12 protein-coding genes are annotated in these 14381 nt (G+C 47.3%); 3 read left to right on the top strand and 9 right to left on the bottom strand.

What is annotated here, in order from left to right:
• Positions 1-18: 18 nt before the first annotated feature.
• Positions 19-405, bottom strand: coding sequence for a DUF1257 domain-containing protein (locus QUA02_RS26240; protein ID WP_333032116.1), 387 nt, complete (start codon positions 403-405; stop codon positions 19-21).
• 40 nt (positions 406-445) lie between these two features.
• The gene (locus QUA02_RS26235) at positions 446-655 is read right to left on the bottom strand and encodes a DUF2997 domain-containing protein (RefSeq protein ID WP_015176940.1); all 210 of its coding nucleotides are present in this window, start codon (positions 653-655) and stop codon (positions 446-448) included.
• A gap of 565 nt (positions 656-1220) precedes the next feature.
• Between QUA02_RS26235 and QUA02_RS26230 the strand changes: the two genes are divergently transcribed.
• Entirely contained in the window at positions 1221-2192 is a 972-nt protein-coding gene (locus tag QUA02_RS26230) for a serine hydrolase domain-containing protein (protein WP_333032151.1), read from the top strand.
• A 268-nt stretch (positions 2193-2460) separates the two neighbouring features.
• Here the strand turns inward: QUA02_RS26230 and QUA02_RS26225 are convergent, their stop codons facing one another.
• The 7 genes from QUA02_RS26225 to QUA02_RS33720 form a co-directional block, all read right to left on the bottom strand.
• Complete coding sequence (locus QUA02_RS26225) at positions 2461-3753, bottom strand: sensor histidine kinase (protein WP_333032115.1); 1293 nt, start codon at positions 3751-3753, stop codon at positions 2461-2463.
• 58 nt (positions 3754-3811) lie between these two features.
• Positions 3812-6322: an ATP-binding protein gene (locus QUA02_RS26220; protein ID WP_333032114.1), complete on the bottom strand. Its 2511-nt coding sequence runs from the start codon at positions 6320-6322 to the stop codon at positions 3812-3814.
• A gap of 27 nt (positions 6323-6349) precedes the next feature.
• A complete protein-coding gene (modA, locus tag QUA02_RS26215; protein ID WP_333032112.1) occupies positions 6350-7138 on the bottom strand; it encodes a molybdate ABC transporter substrate-binding protein in 789 nt (262 codons plus the stop codon).
• Positions 7139-7237: 99 nt separating this feature from the next.
• The gene (locus tag QUA02_RS26210) at positions 7238-7972 is read right to left on the bottom strand and encodes a class I SAM-dependent methyltransferase (RefSeq protein ID WP_333032110.1); all 735 of its coding nucleotides are present in this window, start codon (positions 7970-7972) and stop codon (positions 7238-7240) included.
• Between the two features lie 1021 nt (positions 7973-8993).
• Complete coding sequence (locus tag QUA02_RS26205; protein ID WP_333032108.1) at positions 8994-9866, bottom strand: ABC transporter permease; 873 nt, start codon at positions 9864-9866, stop codon at positions 8994-8996.
• A gap of 218 nt (positions 9867-10084) precedes the next feature.
• Positions 10085-10753, bottom strand: a complete 669-nt coding sequence (locus QUA02_RS26200) for a hypothetical protein (RefSeq protein WP_333032107.1) — start codon at positions 10751-10753, stop codon at positions 10085-10087.
• A gap of 157 nt (positions 10754-10910) precedes the next feature.
• Entirely contained in the window at positions 10911-11096 is a 186-nt protein-coding gene (locus tag QUA02_RS33720) for a RusA family crossover junction endodeoxyribonuclease (RefSeq protein ID WP_445305209.1), read from the bottom strand.
• Positions 11097-11526: 430 nt separating this feature from the next.
• Between QUA02_RS33720 and QUA02_RS26195 the strand changes: the two genes are divergently transcribed.
• The gene (locus QUA02_RS26195; RefSeq protein ID WP_333032104.1) at positions 11527-12855 is read left to right on the top strand and encodes a M16 family metallopeptidase; all 1329 of its coding nucleotides are present in this window, start codon (positions 11527-11529) and stop codon (positions 12853-12855) included.
• Positions 12856-13204: 349 nt separating this feature from the next.
• Positions 13205-14233: a C39 family peptidase gene (locus QUA02_RS26190; protein WP_333032103.1), complete on the top strand. Its 1029-nt coding sequence runs from the start codon at positions 13205-13207 to the stop codon at positions 14231-14233.
• The last annotated feature ends 148 nt before the right edge of the window (positions 14234-14381 follow it).

Genomic DNA, 14381 nt, shown 5'->3' with positions numbered 1-14381 from the left:
AAAAATCTCGCAAAATTATTAAGCGCACCAGCGCTGAACCACCAAGCGGATCGAACCGTCTTGATTTTGCTTTTGCTCAGAAACTTGGAAACCCTGCTTAGCGCTTTCATTCACCACAGTATGGTAAGCATAGCGCTGAGTCACCTTATTCAGAAAACGGTCTACAGACCAAGCTTGCTGCCAAAATTGCAGATCTGCCACCAATTCATACTCAGTCCCGTTCCAGCTAAAACCTAGGTCATAGCCGTTTTCTTGCTCAATTACCACCTCAGCAGTGCTGGTGAGGCCGCGATAGCCGCGCACCTCAGTCGGGCCAGACTTCCAATCGATACTCAAGTCTGTTAAAGCGGCTTCCAAAGAATTCAAATTGCGGATCTGGGTCTTAATTTGGCTAAAGTGTGACATGGTGATTCCAAAAAAATTTAAGTGAACTCAACAAAAAAAATTACCAATCGCTAAAAGCCACTTGGGCCGTCGCTTCGGCTGACTGATGCAGCGCTTGCGTGAAATATTCCGATGTTGACTCTTGATGAAGCACCACGCCGAGCTGAGCTTCAATTGCAGCCGTTACCTCAGCGCAGGAAGCACCGACAATGCCGGTGACTGTTTCCTGTACGCGGCCATCTGGATAGATCACAAACTCTAGTGTTTCCATAATCCGGGCTGACTGAATAGGAATAGTGAGATCAGACACCGACACCAGCAAGCCAGGGACGATGCCTCCTGAAGTAGCTTCTTGAGAGTTGGCTGACTGACAAAGCGCTATATCAATTTTGACGAATTGATAGGTTTTGAGTCACAACTTAACAGAAGTTATTAATAGGTAGAAGCAATACATCAGTTGTATGTAAAGTTTCGCGTAGATCGTGACATCAGTCAAGTCATACATGAGTGGCGAATATTAGCAACTGCTATTGGGGATCGATCGTCGGCGAGGGAGGATGGAGCCCGAGATAGTAGGCCGAGGGCAAGGTGCCGTGTGCTTCGCCCTGCATATAGTAAGCTGTTGGGCATCTAAATTTTATTTTTCGAGCGGGCGGGACACCCCACAAGAATTCTATCGAAAGTGACGGTAAAACTTAGATGCCTCTGGGCTTATCTTTGCGTAAGTTTTGTAAACGTAAAATACGATCGCGCTTTAGATACCAACTTCTTAAAAAAGTCGGGGTTCTGGGTATTCGGTTTTTCAGGCGGAATTACTTATCAATGATTTTTAATTAATAACCCTGGCTTATCAAAATTGTGAGTCTAAAATCGATCGAATTACGCAGGATTATCTAAGCAAGAGAAAAAACCTGGCTTTAACGATCGGAGTAGTTGACCGAGGACATCATTACATCAAAGGATTTGGCAAGCTCAGCAACACCGATCCTGCTGTTTCTAATGCTGGTACAATTTACAAAATCGGTTCCGTGACAGAAGTATTTACACTAACATTTCTGGCTAAATTAGTGAATGATGGTAATGTCGAGCTAGACGCTCCGATTCGTCTCTATTTGCCCGTAGAAGTCATCAACCAGTTAAATCCTGCCATCCAATCCATCACCCTGCAACAGTTAGCAACCCATACCTCTGGACTGCCGCGTTTGCCCGACCGTTTCCTTGCAGAAATCAAAAATCCTAGCAATCCTTACCTTCACTACACGGCGCAGGAAATGTATGCCGATCTAGCAGAAATCACGCTGCTGAACGAACCCGGTCAAAGCTACGAATACTCTAACTTGGGCATGGGCTTGTTAGGACATTTGTTAAGCCTAAAAACTTCCAAAGCTTATGAAACATTAGTGACAGAAATCATTTGCCAGCCGCTGGGTATGACAGATACGGCGATTCATCAGACACCGCAACAGCAGCAGTGCCTTGCGCCCGGTCATTCACCCGATGGAATGCTGACTTCAAAGTGGAATTTTGAGGTGATGCCAGCAAGAGCGTTTCGTTCGACATCTGAGAATTTGTTGAAGTTCCTGCAAGCTAATCTCAGTACAGCGAATACCCAAATGGCTGCGATTTTCGCGCGATCGCAATCACAATATTTTGAAGACACTGAAACTTTCAGTATGGGCTTAGATTGGCTGATTTCGAGCCTACCGAATGAGCAAGTATTGTATTGGCATAACAGTCTTAGTGGCTATACGAGCTTCATTGGTTTTGACAAGAGCGAGCAAATAGGAGTAGCTATCCTCTCGAATTAGGGCGATGCAGCAAATGATGATTTCTCGGTGGCTGAAATGGGAATAACGATATTAATGGAACTAGCTTCGCAGTAGCGCCAGCTAATACATCCAGGACTTATGCAAAAAATAGTTGAATGCGTTCCGGTAGGGGTTAAGGTGCGTAATACACACCCTACAGTATTAGTTTGTAAGTAAGTCCTACTACCATAAAATCCTAATTACTATTCTCTAAGATCAAGAGTATTCAAATTGATTGATAATTGTTACCGGAACCGTAACCCTTATTTTAAGCAACCTGTGCCATGACCTGCCGCGCTGGAATCTTTACGATAAACTCAGTGCCCTTGTCCAGAGTGGAATCACACTCAATTTTGCCGCCGTGTTTTTCAGTGACGATTTGATGACTGATCGACAGTCCCAAACCAATGCCTTTGCCCACGGGTTTGGTTGTGAAGAACGGATCGAATAGTTTAGAGCGAATGAGTTCCGGGATACCGGCTCCATTATCGGCAATGCTAATCGCGATCGAGTTAGCACTACCGATCGAGGTGCTGATGGTAATGGTAGGTTGTTGGTTATCCCTGACACCAGATGTCTGCAAGGCATCGATCGCATTGCTGAGGATATTCATGAATACCTGGTTGAGTAGACTGGGGTGGCATTCGACCTCCGGTAATTGCCCGTAATTTTTGATGACTTCGATGGCAGGAAAATCGGGTCTGGCTTTCAGACGGTGTTGCAAAATCAACAGAGTGCTGTCGATACCGGCATGGATATCAACGGGTTTGCAGTCCGCTTCATCGAGGCGGGAGAAGTTGCGCAGGGAGAGCACCAGTTGGCCAATCCGATCGCTCCCGATTTTCATCGAACCCAGCATCTTCCACAAATCCTCTTGCAAAAATTCCAGCTCCAGGTATTCTGCCCGCTCTCGGATTTCTGCTACCGGATTGGGATAGTGCTTCTGGTACAGTTGCACCAACTCCAGCAGATCCTGAGTGTATTGTTTGACATAGTTCAGGTTGCCTTGAATGAAATTCACCGGGTTGTTGATTTCGTGTGCCACTCCCGCCACCAATTGGGCTAGGGCAGACATTTTTTCACCTTGCACTAGATGCACTTGGGCTTGCTTGAAACTTTCTAAAGCCTGGTTGAGTTCGTTGGTGCGCTGTTCCACGATCCGGGTGGCATTCCGCAGTTGGAGATGCACCCGAATCCTTGCCAAGACTTCTTCATGCTGAATCGGCTTGGTGATGTAGTCCACTGCACCCAGGCTCAGCCCTTTGACCTGATCCACCGAGTCGGAGAGGGCGGTCATGAAAATAACTGGAATATCGCGAGTGGCGGGATTAGCTTTGAGCCGCTGACAGGTTTCAAAGCCATCGATCCCTGGCATCATCACATCCAGCAAAATCAAATTGGGCTCAGACAATTGCACTCGTTGCAGGGCAGTTTCACCATTTTTGGCGATCGCCACCCGGTAGCCCTGTTCGCTCAACAAATCAAACAATACTTGCAGATTGGTTGGGGTATCATCTACGACTAAGATCGTGTTTTCTTGAGATATAGAATAGACTGACATCTGCAAACTCCTAAATATATTGAAGTGATGAATAGCCAATGGTAGATCGATAAAGTTGCTAAACCCGCGGCTCGATTAGATGCAGAATGGCTTCCTCATCAAACTGTTGACTCAGTTCTAGAACTCTGTTCGCAAAGGCAATATATTCCGGCGCTAATTTCTTCAAGCGATGGGCTTCCTGCTGGATATCGGTCATAAAACCACCCTGAGCCGCAGCATAAAGGGTTGCCAGTTCTGCAGCAGGCGGTATTATGATGCTAACCTCACCGGCGTTGCTGACAGCGGGTTGAGTCGCCTCTGTTTCGGTTTCGTAAATCCACTGCAATTCTAGATATCGCTGCAATTCGGCAAGCAACCCAGTAAACTCGATGGGTTTGGGGAAGAAGCTATTGCACCCTGCATCCAGACTTTCCTGTACATCCACCTGAGACAGAGTAGCAGGGGAGGCAATGATGGGAGTTTGGGCAAAGTCTGGCAGTTGTCGCAGGCGACGGGTCATTTCTAAGCCATCCATGATCGCCATATGTACATCGGTAATAATCAAGTCGGGTCGCGTCTGGATAGTGGTATCAAAACCTGCCTGCCCATTATCAGCTTCCGTCAGCTTGAAGCCCAGCGGTTCCAACATATTCACTGCCACCAGACGGTTTTCTTCACGATCGTCAATGACCAGAATTTTGCGTCGTTCGCCCTGATAGCCAATAACCTTGTGGTTGGCGATCGCATTTTGTGTTGTCCAATCCGATGCTGGAAGCAACTCGATCTCAAACCAGAAACTGCTGCCCTGCCCCATTACACTCTCGACGTGAATTTCGCTGTCCATCTTCTGGATGATTTGTTGACCGATCGCAAGTCCTAGTCCAGTGCCTTCGATGTTGCGATCGCGTTTCCCTGCCTGCTCAAATGGTAAGAAAATCGTGGATAGTTTTTCAGGGGCAATGCCAATGCCAGTGTCTTTAATTTGGAAGCGAATTCTTGAAAGTTTTGAGTTTTGAGTTTTGAGTTCTGAATTTGAGTCTTCTGACTCCACCGCTTCTACCCGAAACGTGACGGTGCCAAAATCGGTAAATTTGACCGCATTGCTGAGCAGGTTGAGCAACACTTGCCGCAGCCGTTTGTCGTCAGCATGGACGGCAGTGGGCAGGTTGCTGGCGGGCTGGTAATGAAACTCTACACCTTTTTGCACTGCCTTGACGCGGCAAATATCCACAGTAGAAGAGAGGAAGTTCGCCAGATGGAAATCCTGGGGATAGAGTTCCATCTTTTGCACTTCCAGCTTCGACAGATCCAGAATGTCGTTGATCAGGGTGAGTAAATGGGAACCGCATTGATAAATCACCCCCAATCCTTTCATCTGTTTGGCGGTGGTGGCGGGGTCGCGCTGGAGGATTTGGGTATAGCCGAGGATGCCGTTGAGGGGGGTGCGGAGTTCGTGGTTCATGTTGGCAAGAAACTCGCTCTTGGTGCGGTTGGCGGCTTCGGCTGCTTCTTTTGCCCGCAATATCTCTAGTTCTACGGACTTGCGATCGCTAGTATCGCGGCACACAACAACTCCCCCTTTCAATGCACCGCTGGCATCTCTCAGAGGTCTGCTACTAGCTGTCAGCCAGAAGCCCTTTGGGGCCTGGGGATGACGAGTAAAGATTTCCATATTGTCTACCTGCTCACCCCGAAGGACCCGCACTAAGGGAAGTTGCTCTGTTGGGAGCGGAGTTACCCCATCGGATAGAAACAGTCCATATTGCTCCGACCATTCTTCCGGCTGGCTGTCGGGTATTTTGCCAAACATCTGCTCGGCAGCGGGGTTAAACACCAGGAATCGACCGTTTTCATCGAGAACGGTCACGCCATCGCTCATGCTGTTGAGGATTAATTCCAACAGGCTAGTCTGGTTTTGAAACGTCTGGTTACTTTGCTGAAGGTCGGTTTCGGCTTGATTCCGCTTCAGGATTTCATGGCAAATCAGGCGGTAAGTCCACAGAATAATTCCTAGGTTGAGGCCGATGCCCACCAGAAATGCCATCATTGCCAGAAGGGTTGTGCGGGTGGCAGCTTGCTGTTTCTGCCGCCACGCCACGGTTTCCATGGCTTTGATCTGCTGGGTTAGCAGCGTCATCTCGTCCAGCAGTCGTGGGGGGGTGCGATCGATCGCCGCCGCCAGCCCTTTGGTGTCCCGGAGTTCCACGCCCTGCCGGAGTTCCCCCAGGCGACGCAGGATAAATTCTTCCAGGCGCTTGGTAGCTGCCTGTGGGCGGGGATCGTTCTCTAGCAAGCTTTGCAATAGTCGCAATTCTTGATCGACATCGATCGTCCGAAGCCCAAATTTCCTGAAGTCATTTTTGTTTTGCGCGAGCAGGTATTGCCGCTGGATCTTTTCAGCATCCTGAAATGCACTGGTCAACGCTTCCAAACTATTGAGCGCTTTTAGATGTTGGGCGATCTGGCGGTTAGTTTCTAAGGTGCGGTTAGCGCTCCAAAATGCGATTCCACTCACTGCTAATGCCAGGAAAGTGGCTGCACCCAGGCTCGCGGCAACGGTTTTGAGAAAGTTAGAGGGTTGTTTCATCATGTCTGTCTGGTGCTTAGTTTCGTCGATCTAAGACCGCAGAGGGCGGAGTCCAAATTTTTGAAATACTGCCATTGCCCGATCGGTGCTTAAAAAGTCCAGATACGCCTGCATTTCCTGGAGATGGGGAGAGGTTTTAACAACAGCGGCACCGGAGCGAATTGGCTCATAGAGGTCGGGCGATACGGTGGCTAACACCTTGACCTTGGCAGAGGCTTTGGCTTCTGGCAGAAAGGTAATGCCCACCTCTGCCTCTCCCTGCTCGACGGCTCGCAAGACTTCCCGCACATCCACCTTTGCCCAGACTGCCTTGGATTCCACTGCCTGAAGGATGCCTAACCGACTCAAAATGGGGTGGGTATATTTGCCAACCGTCAGGTCTTTGTTGCCCATTGCCACCGTTTTGAAGCGATCGCTCGCTAACTCGTGCAAATCATTCAGTTGCACCGCAGAATCAGCCGCAGCAATCACCACAATATCGGTGGTCACTAACTCCCGACGGCTTTCGGGCCGAATTAGCCCTTGGGCTTGCAACGCATCCAGCGGTGAAATCTCGGATAACAAAAGCCCATCAAAAGGTTCTCCCTGCTCAACGGCTGCCCGGATTACGGCTGTTCCGGCAAATGTCGGATTCAACCAGATATGGGGGTGTTCCTGCTGATAGAGTCGATCGATTGCCTCCACGGCAGTGCGAACCATGGCTGACGCACCCAAATTGAGCGTCACCGCCTGGATTTGGGGTGGGGAGGAGCAACTGCCCAGCCAGAGGGTGAGCGTCAAGGAGAAGAAGCACAATGTCAGCCATCGGAGGAGTTTCATATCAGGTTTCGTGAGATTTCAGTTTCTAAGCCTTGGATGGAGCTGTAAATTTCGGAACAGTCACTACAGCGACTCTCGGTTGTCTTTAATATAAAGTCTTTAATATAATTTCTTGGCAATGATACAAACCATTCCATTAATCATCTCGTTCTGAAGTACCTGTAAACCTATTTCAGATAGCCGATCGCACAACCAATTTTTATTGAGCCGCAGTTTTTGGTAAGAACTGGCACTGAATGACCACCGACCTCCCTGTTTTTGATAGAGTAAGTCATGGACTGCTACGCTGTTTTCCTGATACTCCAAGAAACAAGTGAGGATTGTAAATTCATCACTTTGTACAGGAATAAAACGCTGAGTTCCATGAAGCTCTGCTGAAACATAATCGCGGAAAGTTAAAATCAACATCCCATTCTCAATCAGCCAGCGCTCAATGTCCAAAAGTAATGAATCGACAGCACTCAATGATTCTAGGTGTGTAAGCGTGTCGCCCATGCAAACAATGAGCTGCGCCTGTTCTTGAATGTGTTGCGAGAAATTAAGCAGATTGTCGTGAATGGTACGGATGGAAAGATGTTTAGCGCGATCGCGTAACTCTGAAAGTAGGGCATCACAGAAATCTATAGCTACTACCGAAAAGCCTAATTTCGCTAAAGGAATAGATTGAAATCCTGAACCTGCACCTAAATCAATGGCTAATCCTCGCGGTGCGGAGTCGAGCGCCAATTGACAAAAAAGAGCGTGATTTCGTTCGATCGCTGCTTCAGGATTTCCTGACATCCAACTGTAAACGGCAGCAAGTTGCTGGTTATAGTGGTCTTGTGCTGTGTTCATTATGCTAAGTTCGCTGACTCGTTGAAAAGAAGCAAAATCATTCAACCCGATGGAAACTCAACAACCACTGCGGCTTTTTACGCGGAAAACTGCTAAAACTAAAGTTCAAATCGCAGAAGATGACTGCAATAGTCGCGATTCAGAATGAGTATCTTTAGATTGCACCGAAGATTCACAGTGGCGTAACCGTGCCTAATTTTTCAGTGGAAGGTAACAAACCAAGGATTTATTAAAACGAAAGTAGGCAAAAGAACTAGACTAGCGTTTGAAAAATCAACTGTGGACTTTTACCAATAAGCTGATTTCTGTGCGTTTTGAATAGCAGCGGTACGATGGTCAAAGTACGGATTTGTTCCTTGAAATAATCTCATAATATCGAAGGAATAGGGAAAAGGGAAGAGGGAAGAAGAGAAATCCTTCCACTCTGTCACACTCCCGGCTTGTTTTCGATAGCGAGCGGGAGGATCGCACTTGTATATCATTCATATCTAACCGGATTTGATATAATTCATGCTTTGCGATCGCTGTCAATAACTTTTGTAACTCACTGTTCTAGCTTGCCTATTTGTTGATAGTAGCAAATGTAACAATTCCGGTTAAAATTTGTCGTAAACTGATGCGTAGCTGAAAAGTTACTATTGATTATTATGCAAAAGTATAACTGAAAAAAGCTGCAACATGGTTCAGACATTCGCAATATCGCCATTGAAGGCGTTCCAGACGAACAGGTTAACTCTACCCCGGAAATGGCGACTATTTTGGGGTAATCCTTTGTGAGTTTGCTGGTGCAAAAAGTCAATAAATCAGCGGCATAATTAACAATCGCGATCGTTAATTCTGCCGCCTATCCGGGCCAATCTTAATGCAGGCAGTATAGCGGGTATCACCTCAGCCGGCAGCCCAGGCTACGGCTTTGAAATGGCTTCAACTCCCGCCAAAAGTTTGAGCATACATAAACAATTTTTAGAGGAGGCACAGTATTGCTCCAATACTGTGCCCGCTGCGTAACTCCTGAATATTGCTATTTCCTTGCCGCAGCATTGGATCTGGGGTCTAAAACGTCTCGCAGCCCGTCGCCCAACAGGTTGAAACCCAGAACAGTCAAGGTAATCAGCAAACCGGGAAACAAAATAGTCCAAGGAGACGAAAGAGCGTATCCGCCCTTAAAAGCATCCGAAAGCATCGTCCCCAACTCAGGAAGGGGTGGCTGTGCGCCCAAACCCAAAAAACCCAAACCGGCAGCTTCTAGTGTCGCCGTACCAGTGGAAAGAGTTGCTTGTACAACTAGAGGCGCGAGACTTCCCGGCAAAATGTGGCGAAAAATAATCCGCAAGTCGCTGGCGCCCAAGGCCTTGACAGCCAAAACAAATTCTTGTTCCCGCAGAGACAGCACCATACTGCGAGTTAAACGGATGTAAATCGGAATTTGCACGAGGCTGACGGCGATAATTACGCTTTGCAGGCTCGGCCCGGTGACGGTAACAACCCCGATCGCCAGTAAAATCGAAGGAAAAGCTAGCAAAATATCCGCCAAGGTGCCGATCGCCATCTCGGCCCACCCCCGAAAATACCCGGCCACCAGCCCCAAAAGCACTCCCACAATTAAACCCGCACCCACAGAAACCAGGCTGACAAGTAAAGAGATCCCCAATCCGTGCCACACCCTCACCAACAAATCCCGCCCCAAACCGTCGGTGCCGAACCAATGTTTAGCGCTAGGAGCCACTAATCGCAACAAATAATCTCGATCGACCGCCGGATCGTAAGGGTAAAGTAGGGGGGCCAACAGTGCCGAGATCGTCAGCGCTACAGTCAAAATTAAGCCGATTTTCCCCGAAGTCGATCGGCAAAATCGTTCAAAAGCTTGTTGTGGAAATACTAAGTTTTTATTCAATCTTCGATTTTCCATCGAATGCTGTCACCAAAAAAAACTGAGGACTTGGGCAACTATTTCTAAAAGGCAAATGCCTGTAGCAGAAATAGCAGATAAACAAAGTTAAGGGCTCACGCTTCTATCTCACTTGTTGGCTAGGGCGATTCCTGCTCGGGATAGGTGCGATCGCGTAGACTTTGTGAACCGCAGTTAGCACGTCCCTTTTGCGGAACCTCTCATCACCCAGATGCCTCTGGTGCCCATAAACTTATTAATTCATTGACAAGGGCGAGCAATTCAGATACAGACTCATTGATTTCTGGTGTCTGAAATCCATGAATAAATCGATTTCTTACGCTTAAAAGTAGCATGGCTCGATCGTACTCTTCTATTGAAAGTTCTCCTTGCGAATACATATGTTTGATCGGAGATACAGTTGGAAATCTTTCAATTGGAATACTAACCTCCTCAGCTCGTCTACGCAGGAGTGCTTCAAGTGTTCCCCAAAGTGATAAAAACGCGCCTTCATTTTCTCCTAATGAGATCAGACGTTCACCCTGTGTTTTTCTACTAAAAACTTGTTCCCAAGATAATAGATTTACTTCATTGTCTTCGTCTTTCAGTAAAGCATCTTCAGTAATTAACAAGAAACGCCAGCCTGTATTTTTAGAGACTATTTCAGCAATTTCTTTCCACCTGTCTATGGATGTTTGTCTGGCAGAACGTTTGAATTCGATTATGTAACCTTCGGCTTCGTTCTTTTTTACAATCAAATTTGGACGATATGTCCCTAAATCGAAAGGGATCTGTTCGGGTTCAGGGTCAACCAATACTGTATAGCCTTCTTGTCGGTATTTTTCGGCAATTTTAGATACTGATTTGTCGTGTATCAATTTAGTAGCGGTCATAGATAACTCTCTAATGCTTTTGCTAAATTTATTCTAACGTAAACGCAGTCGCTGCCAGATATAGCAATCCTAAATGATTTGAAAAATAGTACGCGAGCAAGATGCTCGCACTACAAGGATTCTGATCTCGATCGATTTTGCGACTGATTTAGGACTGCTATATTATGCCACGAACCAACAATGACGGACATAAAGCAACGTCAAACGTGTCACTAAGCGAGCGACGATGCGACTCCACATCTGTGACAAGTGAATCATCCTCATAAACTAACCCAATTAGTGCATCCTGTATGGGCTTTATGATATTGTCAGTGTCAACTGGGTCAGCATCATAAAGGTACACTAAAGCTAAATGAACATTTCCTGAATAAGGAGTTCATACCCAATTTTTTAATGCTTCTGCACGCACAAATGCTTGCCAATTCTGTAGCTTGCTTCTGGGCCTCGTTTGCAAAGATACAGGGCGTTTTGGAATCAGAAACTCAAATTGCATTTGCAACTCCGAAACTTGAATGCGAAAAGAAGGGATTAAAGGCTAAATTCAAAGTAGACTATAACTTGCAACTTTTAACACATCAACTTTTGTTTTGTCGATCGCAGTGATTTCTCATAACCCTGACGCCCTCACCGCTCTGGCATTTCGCGATCGCCCCCGACAACATCCCCAGCAACCATCAGCCGTGGGATCAATCTAAAATCTAAAATCTAAAATCTAAAATCTAAAATCGGATGACCCTTTAAGATATAGAGAACAAGATAAATTTAAAAGCACAATGACATCAACCCTGCTCAAAACCTCCCACCGATCGCCCCTCAACGCCCCAACAGTCCGCCATTTCCCCAACGGCCTCACAGTTATCGCCGAACACTTGCCGGTCGATGCTGTTAACCTCAGCGTGTGGCTCAATTTAGGCTCAGCCGCCGAACCCGACGAAATCAACGGCATGGCTCACTTTTTAGAACACATGATTTTTAAGGGAACTCCCAGCATTCCCAGCGGAGAATTTGAGCGCGCGATCGAGCAGCGCGGCGCTGTCACCAATGCTGCTACCAGCCAAGATTACACTAACTACTACATCACCACAGCCCCTAAAGATTTTGCCGAACTAGCCCCGCTGCAAGTCGATGTGTTGCTCAACGCCAGCATTCCCGACGACGCCTTCGATCGCGAACGGCTGGTAGTGTTAGAAGAAATTAGACGATCGGAAGACAATCCCCGCCGCCGCACCTATCAGCGATCGATGCAATTAGCCTTTGAAGTCCTGCCCTACAAGCGACCGGTACTCGGCCCGACTTCGGTAATCGAACAGCTTACCGCGCAACAAATGCGGGATTTCCACAGCAGCAGATATCAGCCGGGGGCCATGACAGCCGTAGCTGTAGGCAATTTGCCGGTCGATCGACTAATAGAAATTGTCGCAGACAGTTTTGCAGCAAAAAGTACAGCACAAAACGGCAAAATAAATGTGCCTGCTGTCGGCAACTTTCACCCAGAATTCCAAAGCCCGAACTACGGCCAAGAATCGCCATTTACAGAAACAGTCCGCCGCGAATTTGTAGACTCTGCCCTCCAGCAAGCCCGACTGATCGTGATGTGGCGAGTGCCAGGTTTCATGGAAATGTCCGAAACTTATGCCCTCGACGTTTTGGCGACAATATTGGGTCACGGCCGCACAACTCGGCTGGTTCAGGATTTGCGCGAAGATCGAGGGCTAGTCTCGTCAATTTCCGTCAGCAACATGACTCACCGACTCGGCGGTTTATTCTCGATTTCCGCTCAACTACCGACAGAAAACTTGCCATCCGTGGAATCTGCGATCGTCGGACACATCCGCACTCTGCAAACCGAACTGGTGACAGATGCCGAAATTTCCCGCATCCGCACGCAAGTAGCAAATCGGTTTGTCTTTGGTAACGAAACTCCGAGCGATCGAGCAAGTTTGTACGGTTACTATCAGTCGATGTTAGGAGATATCGCTCCCGCCCTCAACTATGCCGCCTGCATCCAAGCTCAGACTGCCGAGGATCTCCGAGAAGCCGCCGTCAAATATCTGTCTCCCGACGCGATGGGTGTTGTGGTAATTCGCCCCGACGAAGCATAAATCGGACGATCGCCTCAGCAGGGCAATTCTACCATCGCTTTGCTTTTGAGGCATCTAACGGCATTCGGCATTCAGCAAAAACAAGGTCAACCGGCACCAGGGATTTTTAGTCAATAGTGCGTGAAATTCGATCGACCTTACCTTGAAAGTTTTGTATCGAATCATTAATACAAAGCCTTTAAGGTACGGACGATCGGTAGAATTGCCGTAATTTTCTGAGAGAATAAGCTAGGAATTATTGACGATCGAGCAATTTGGTCTGGGGCATCCGGATTTATCCGCAGTCGTAATTCTCAAATCTAAAATCTAAAATCTAAAATCTAAAATCGATTGACGTGGGCAGGCAAGCATGAAATTACAAAACTTTCTCAACTCTAAAATTAGGTACGATGCCAAAGCAATCGCTGCTGACGACGAACTCAGTCGCCAAATTCAAAGCCGCCTCATCGACCTGGGTTTACTGAAACCTCCCGTAGACGGAATGTTTGGGCCTCTCTCTACTGCAGCTCTCCACAGATTTCAAACTCTGATGAAGTGTGGCGAAGCTGGTTTTTTGGGAGCAGTAACAGCCAAAAAGCTGATCGAAACCAAACCAGGGGACATTCCCACACCTCCCCTGATACTCAAAACGCTCAGAGACACCATCTTTAAATCAAAACCGCTGGCGTCTTCTCAACTTCAGGAATCCGAAAAACAAGTAATACCAGCGGGAAAAGAGTTTGAGCTCCTGGCTTTTGCTCCGATTCGCGGTCACATCAGAGTTGCTCTCCGCAACGAGTCTTTCAAAGGTTCAGGGATTTGGTATGTTTTCGGAGGGCACGCTCAAATTACTCAAGACGGCGCTCTGCTTTATCCCAAACCGAATCCGCCTACTGTCAGACTTGGCATTCCTTACCGATCGCAAATGGATAACTTTTACAACCCGACAGGTGCTTGCAATGTAACTTCAATAGCGATGTGTCTGGACTTTTTGAGGGTGCCGCGGCGCAAAAAAACCGGACAATACGAAGACGAACTCTACGAATATGCGATCGCCAAGAATTACAGTCGCTGGGAACCGTTGGATTTAGCAAAGATTGTTAAAGATTACGGCGCCCAAGATTACTTTACAGAGAATGCAACTATTGAGGACGTTCAAGATTGGCTAGCCAGCGGAAATCCTGCTGTCATACACGGATACTTCACGTCTTTCGGTCACATTCTAGTTGCCGCAGGCTATGACAGCGAGGGATTCTTCGTTCACGATCCCTATGGCGAGTGGTTCCCAAGCGGCTACGACACAAGTGTCAGCGGTGCCTACTTGCACTATTCCTATCGATTAATCCGCAGCGTGTGTATGGCTGACGGGAATTTTTGGGTGCATTTTATTTCTAAGTAATTGTTAAGAGTCATTAGTCATTAGTCAGTTGATAGTAGTCAGTTGATAGTTGATAGTTGACAACGGTAAACGGGAGTATCTCATTTTTATAAAAAGCATTTGTTTTATTATAGTGCGAGCGTCCCCGCTCGCGTATTGTACTCGCGAG

The organism is Microcoleus pseudofavosus SVA1_A4 (genome assembly GCF_036700565.1).
Taxonomy (GTDB): Bacteria; Cyanobacteriota; Cyanobacteriia; order Cyanobacteriales; family Microcoleaceae; genus Microcoleus.
Note: the sequence above shows the minus strand (reverse complement) of the source record. Positions and strands in the feature narration are given on the sequence as shown.

Excerpts from the sequence above, each read along its gene's own strand:
- QUA02_RS26210 (WP_333032110.1), bottom strand. The coding sequence starts at position 7,972 with ATGAACACAGCACAAGACCACTATAACCAGCAACTTGCTGCCGTTTAC.
- QUA02_RS26190 (WP_333032103.1), top strand. The coding sequence starts at position 13,205 with ATGAAATTACAAAACTTTCTCAACTCTAAAATTAGGTACGATGCCAAA.
- QUA02_RS26240 (WP_333032116.1), bottom strand. The coding sequence starts at position 405 with ATGTCACACTTTAGCCAAATTAAGACCCAGATCCGCAATTTGAATTCT.
- QUA02_RS26235 (WP_015176940.1), bottom strand. The coding sequence starts at position 655 with ATGGAAACACTAGAGTTTGTGATCTATCCAGATGGCCGCGTACAGGAA.
- modA (WP_333032112.1), bottom strand. The coding sequence starts at position 7,138 with ATGAAACTCCTCCGATGGCTGACATTGTGCTTCTTCTCCTTGACGCTC.
- QUA02_RS26195 (WP_333032104.1), top strand. The coding sequence starts at position 11,527 with ATGACATCAACCCTGCTCAAAACCTCCCACCGATCGCCCCTCAACGCC.
- QUA02_RS26225 (WP_333032115.1), bottom strand. The coding sequence starts at position 3,753 with ATGTCAGTCTATTCTATATCTCAAGAAAACACGATCTTAGTCGTAGAT.
- QUA02_RS26220 (WP_333032114.1), bottom strand. The coding sequence starts at position 6,322 with ATGATGAAACAACCCTCTAACTTTCTCAAAACCGTTGCCGCGAGCCTG.
- QUA02_RS26200 (WP_333032107.1), bottom strand. The coding sequence starts at position 10,753 with ATGACCGCTACTAAATTGATACACGACAAATCAGTATCTAAAATTGCC.